Below are 5,326 nucleotides of genomic sequence, written 5' to 3'. Positions count from 1 at the left end.
GCACGAGGGGGCACGGCACGAGGGGGCACGGCACGGGCGGGCGCGGCGGGAGCGGGCACGGCGGACCGGGCTCAAGTGCGTGACCTGCATGCGCTTCTCCCGGTGTTCTGCTGTCCCGCCCCTTACGGCGGTTCCGCCGTCCGCGTGAGACACATGTAAAAAAAGTGCATCCTGGGCGCAGATACGTCAAGAGGTAACTTTACAGAGAGCCAACCCCTACGTTGCACCGTTTTCGACCGGGTTCGGCGGTTCATTTTCGTTATGCCTGGAAGAAGGCGAGAACATCGCCGCGAACCGGCCGGTCGCGCCGCGGGGACACACAGTCATCACCCCTGGGTGCGGGGGCCCCGGGCCGTATTCACCGGCGGCTTGACCGGACCATCGCCGGGTATGGCCGACAATGTACGGTGGCCCAGCCACTCCGGATCCCCGATTGGTGTGTAGTACAGCCGTGCACCTGCTGAACGGTGAGCGTTCCGCTCACGACCTGACCTACAACGACGTCTTCATGGTCCCGCGCCGCTCGGCGGTCGGGTCCCGGCTGGACGTCGACCTGTCCACCTCGGACGGCAGCGGGACGACGATCCCGCTGGTGGTCGCCAACATGACGGCCGTGTCCGGCCGCCGGATGGCCGAGACCGTCGCCCGGCGCGGCGCGCTCGCGGTGCTCCCGCAGGACATCCCGGCGGACGTCGTCGCCGAGGTCATCGGCTGGGTCAAGGGGCGCGACCTGGTCGTGGACACCCCGATCACCCTCGACCCGTCCGGCACGGCAGGGGACGCGATCGCGCTGCTGCCCAAGCGGGCGCACAACGCGGTGATCGTCGTCGAGGACGACCGTCCGGTGGGCGTGGTCACCGAGGCCGACTGCCAGGGCGTCGACCGGTTCGCGCAGCTCCGCGACATCATGTCCCGCGACCTCGTCACGGTGCCGAGCGGCGTGGACCCGCGCGAGGCGTTCGACCGGCTGCACGAGCGCGGGCACCGCCTCGCGCCCGTCGTCGACGCCGACGGGCGGCTCGCGGGCGTCCTGACCCGCACCGGCGCGCTGCGCGCCACCCTCTACCAGCCCGCCGTGGACGCCACCGGACGGCTGCGCATCGCCGCCGCGGTCGGCGTCAACGGCGACGTCGCCGGGAAGGCCAAGGCGCTGCTGGAGGCGGGCGCCGACCTCCTCGTCGTCGACACCGCGCACGGCCACCAGGACAAGATGATGAGCGCGCTCGCCGCCGTCCGCGGCCTGGACCCGGCCGTCCCGGTGGTGGCGGGCAACGTGGTGACCGCCGAGGGCACCCGGGACCTGATCGAGGCGGGCGCCGACATCGTCAAGGTCGGCGTCGGCCCCGGCGCGATGTGCACGACCCGGATGATGACCGGGGTCGGCCGCCCGCAGTTCTCCGCCGTGCTGGAGTGCGCCGCCGAGGCGCGCCGGCTCGGCCGGCACGTGTGGGCGGACGGCGGCGTCCGGCACCCCCGCGACGTGGCCCTCGCGCTCGCCGCCGGCGCCGCGAACGTGATGGTCGGGTCCTGGTTCGCCGGCACCTACGAGTCGCCGGGCGACCTGCAGCGCGCCGCCGACGGGCGGCTCTACAAGGAGAGCTTCGGGATGGCGTCGGCGCGGGCCGTCCGGCTGCGCACCGCCGAGGACTCCCCGTTCGACCGGGCGCGCAAGGCCCTGTTCGAGGAGGGCATCTCCACGTCCCGGATGTTCCTCGATCCGCGGCGTCCCGGCGTGGAGGACCTGATCGACCAGATCGTGGCGGGGCTGCGCAGCTCGTGCACCTACGCGGGCGCGCGCACGCTGGAGGAGTTCCACGAGCGGGCGACGGTCGGGATCCAGAACCCGTCCGGCTTCGCCGAGGGAATGCCGCTGTCCACGAGCTGGTAAAGGCCGCCGACTCCCCAAACGGGGCCGGATTCCCTATCCTGATCATCAGCAGTCACAGCGGTAACACCCGCTCGCATGCGGTCGACTCCCACGCAACCTTTGCCCGGTTCCGCGCGTCCATAATGTGAGCCGGGGCTTAAATCACCGAGGGTGGGAATCGGAGCGTACATGGGTCGGCAGAGTCGGCACGCCCGGGAACGGGACGGGGACGGCCCCTCGGGTGGAGCGGGGGGCCTGCCCCGCGCGCTCGCGCTGACCCTCGCGTCCGCCCTGGTCTGGGGCGTCGCCCACTTCGTCACCGGGCGGCGGATCGCCGGCACCCTGCTGCTCGCCCTGTACACCGGGGTCGCCGCGGCGGTGGCGGCCGCCGCCACCGTGTACCGCTCCGACCTGCTGCACCTCGCCGTCCAGCCGGACGTGCTGCAGCGGCTGTCGGCCGGGCTGATCGCGCTCGGGCTGGTGTGGGTCCTCGTCGTGATCCGCTCGTACCAGATCCTGCGGCCCCTGCGGATGTCGATCAGCGCGAAGACGCTCGGCGCCGCCAGCGTCGCGGTGATGTGCTTCGCCGTCGGCGTCCCGGTGGCGTGGTCGGCGCACAGCACCTACGTGTACCGGGACGCGCTGACCAGCATCTTCCGCACCGGCAGCGAGAACGGCAAGAAGGTCGACGCCGAGGACCCGTTCAACGGGCAGGCCCGCGTCAACATCCTGCTCCTCGGCGGGGACGCCGCCGCCGACCGCACCGGCGTGCGCACCGACAGCATGACGCTCGCCAGTGTGGACACCGAGACCGGCGACACGGTGCTGCTGAGCCTGCCGCGCAACCTGGAGCAGTTCCCGATGCCGCCCGGACCGGCCCGCGACCGGTTCCCCTACGGCTTCACCGGCGACGGCCCGCTGAACCCGGGGCTGCTGAACGAGGTGTACGAGTACGCCGAGCAGCATCCGGACGTGGTGCCCGGCGTCCCGAAGAACCACCGCGGCCCCGAGTTGCTGAAGGCCACGATCGCCGGGGTCCTCGGGCTGCGCGTCGACTACTACATCCTCGTCGACATGTTCGGGTTCGCCGACATCGTCGACGCCATGGGCGGCGTGAAGATCAAGGTCACCGAGCCGATCCCGTACGGGCTGGAGGGCGCCGTCCTGCAGCCCGGCGACCGGACGCTGAACGGCAAGGAGGCCCTCTGGTACGGGCGCTCGCGCACCAACAGCAGCGACTACGTCCGGATGGGCCGGCAGAAGTGCCTGATGCGGGCGATCGCCGAGCAGGCCGACCCGCAGACCGTCCTCACCAGCTTCGACAAGCTCGCCGCCGCCGCGAAGCGGACGCTGTCCACCGACATCCCGCAGGAGCTGCTGCCCGCGCTGGTGAAGCTGTCGAACAAGGTCAAGGACGGCGCGCAGATCCGCAGCCTGCAGTTCGTGCCGCCGCTGATCTACTCGGGCAACCCCGACTTCAAGCTGATCCGCAAGCTGGCGTCCGACGCGGTGAACAGCGACCCGCACGCGGTGAGCGCGCCCCCGAGCGGCGGCGCGAGCGCGTCGCCGAGCCCGTCCCCCGGGTCGCCGGACGGGACCGCGCCGCCGAAACCCGACACCAAACCGGTATCGCTCGACGCCACCTGCCCGTGACCGCCGGTGCCCGGCCGGGTGGATCATAGGGGGAGACGACCTCTGCGAAAGGGCGGGTGAGGGTGCCTCTGATCCAGGGCTGCGACGCCTTCCACGTGGCGATGCCGCGCGGCCGGCGGCCGGAGAGCGTGCTCGTCCGGCTCACCGGCGGCGGCGCGGTCGGCTGGGGCGAGATGGCCGTCCGGGACGGCGGCGCGGGCGCGGCCTGGGCGGACATCGAGCGGCGGATGGCCCCGGCCCTGATCGGCCTCGACTGGGACCGGCCGGAGGACGTGTCCGCCGCCGCCGACCTCGGCGCGAACGAGGCCGCGGCGGCCGTCGACACCGCCTGCTGGGACCTGTGGTGCCGGACGCGCGGCATGCCGCTCGCGCACGCGCTCGGCGGCACCCGCACGTCCATCGTGACGGGCGCGCGGATCACCCCCGAACAGGCACTGGACACGATCACGGGCCGCGTCAACAAGGCCGTTGGAGCGGGCCACACCCGCGTCACCCTGGACGTCCGCCCCGGGTGGGACGTCGAGCCCGTCCGGGCGATCAGGCAGGCGTACCCGGCGCTGGCGCTCGTCGCCGACGCGGGCCACCACTACACCGAGTCGCCCGAGCACCTGGCGGTCCTGGAGGCCCTCGACGCCTACGGCCTCGCGGCGGTCGAGCGCCCGTTCCCGGCCGACGACCTCGCCGCGCACGCCCGCCTCCAGCTGCGGGTCGGCACGGCCGTCGCGCCGGCCGTCGGCGACCTGGAGGTCCTGGACGCGGCGCTGTCGCTGGACGCGGGCCGCGCCCTGCATCTGCGGCTGGACCGGCTCGGCGGGCTGACCGCGGCGCGCAGCGCCCACGACCTGGCGTACGCGGCGGGCTGGGACGTGTGGTGCAGCGGCACCGGCGCGTTCGGGATCGGGCAGGCCGCCGCGGTCGCGCTCGCCGCGCTGCCGGGCTGCACGCTGCCGAGCGACGTGTCCGACCCGGCGGGCGGGCCGGTGTTCGTGACGCCGCCGGTCCGCTCGTCCGGCGGCGTCGTCGGCGTCCCGCTCACCCAGCCGGGCCTCGGCCACGAGATCGACGAGGCGCGCATCGAGCGCCTCGCGACCCGCCGCATGCGCCTGACGACGTGAAGGCCCCGGTCTGGGTCGTGGCGGGCCCGCCCGGTTCCGGCAAGACGACCGTGTCGGACCTGCTGCTGGAACGACTACGCCCGATTCCAGCGCTCCTCGACAAGGACACGATGTACGGCCCGTTCGTGGCGGCGACGCTCGCCTCCTCCTCCCGCGACCCGGGCGAACGCGAGGGCCCCTGGTACGACGAGCACGTCAAGCGGCACGAGTACGCGGGGATGACCGCCACGGCCCGGGAGATCCGGTCCCACGGCTGCCCGGTCCTGCTGAGCGGCCCGTTCACCGCCCACATCCGCGACGCGTCCCGCTGGACGGCATGGGTCGACGAGTTGGGCGGCCCGCCCGTCCACCTCATCTGGATCCGCTCGGACGCCGTAACACTCCGTCACCGCCTGGAGAAGCGCGCATCCCCCCGCGACACCGCCAAACTCGCCGCATTCGATGCCTTCACCGCCCGAATGATCCCAGAAACCCCCCCCCCAGTTCCCCACCAGCACATCGACAACACCCGCACCCCCCCTACACCACTCACAGCCCAACCAGACGCCCTACTAGCACCACTCGCATAAACGCCGCACGACATCGACCCACCACGCCAACCCCATGACACCCAGCGGTCGGCGGTGAGCGGACGACGAGCAGCGGACGGCGGGCGTCGGGGTGTGGGCAGTTGGGCGCGAGGGCTGGGGAA

At 72.9% G+C, this 5,326-nt stretch carries 4 protein-coding genes; all 4 read left to right on the top strand.

Annotated elements, in window-relative coordinates:
• Positions 1 to 451 precede the first annotated feature (451 nt).
• The 4 genes from HUX53_RS27135 to HUX53_RS27120 all read left to right on the top strand — a co-directional run bounded on the left by HUX53_RS27135 (position 452) and on the right by HUX53_RS27120 (position 5,204).
• Positions 452 to 1,888 carry a GuaB1 family IMP dehydrogenase-related protein gene (locus tag HUX53_RS27135; RefSeq protein ID WP_176406053.1) on the top strand — a complete coding sequence of 479 codons (1,437 nt, stop codon included), beginning with the start codon at positions 452 to 454 and terminating at the stop codon, positions 1,886 to 1,888.
• A gap of 168 nt (positions 1,889 to 2,056) precedes the next feature.
• The gene (locus HUX53_RS27130; protein WP_176406052.1) at positions 2,057 to 3,520 is read left to right on the top strand and encodes an LCP family protein; all 1,464 of its coding nucleotides are present in this window, start codon (positions 2,057 to 2,059) and stop codon (positions 3,518 to 3,520) included.
• Between the two features lie 56 nt (positions 3,521 to 3,576).
• Positions 3,577 to 4,635 (top strand): enolase C-terminal domain-like protein, encoded by a 1,059-nt coding sequence (locus HUX53_RS27125; RefSeq protein ID WP_309237459.1) that lies wholly within the window; start codon positions 3,577 to 3,579, stop codon positions 4,633 to 4,635.
• Complete coding sequence (locus HUX53_RS27120) at positions 4,632 to 5,204, top strand: AAA family ATPase (protein ID WP_176406051.1); 573 nt, start codon at positions 4,632 to 4,634, stop codon at positions 5,202 to 5,204. The genes HUX53_RS27125 and HUX53_RS27120 overlap by 4 nt, the downstream gene beginning before the upstream one ends.
• The last annotated feature ends 122 nt before the right edge of the window (positions 5,205 to 5,326 follow it).

Origin of the sequence: Actinomadura sp. BRA 177, from assembly GCF_013372625.1 — a bacterium.
Lineage (GTDB): Bacteria > Actinomycetota > Actinomycetes > Streptosporangiales > Streptosporangiaceae > Spirillospora.
The sequence above is the reverse complement of the archived record's forward strand: the minus strand, read 5'-3'. Positions and strand labels throughout refer to the sequence as shown.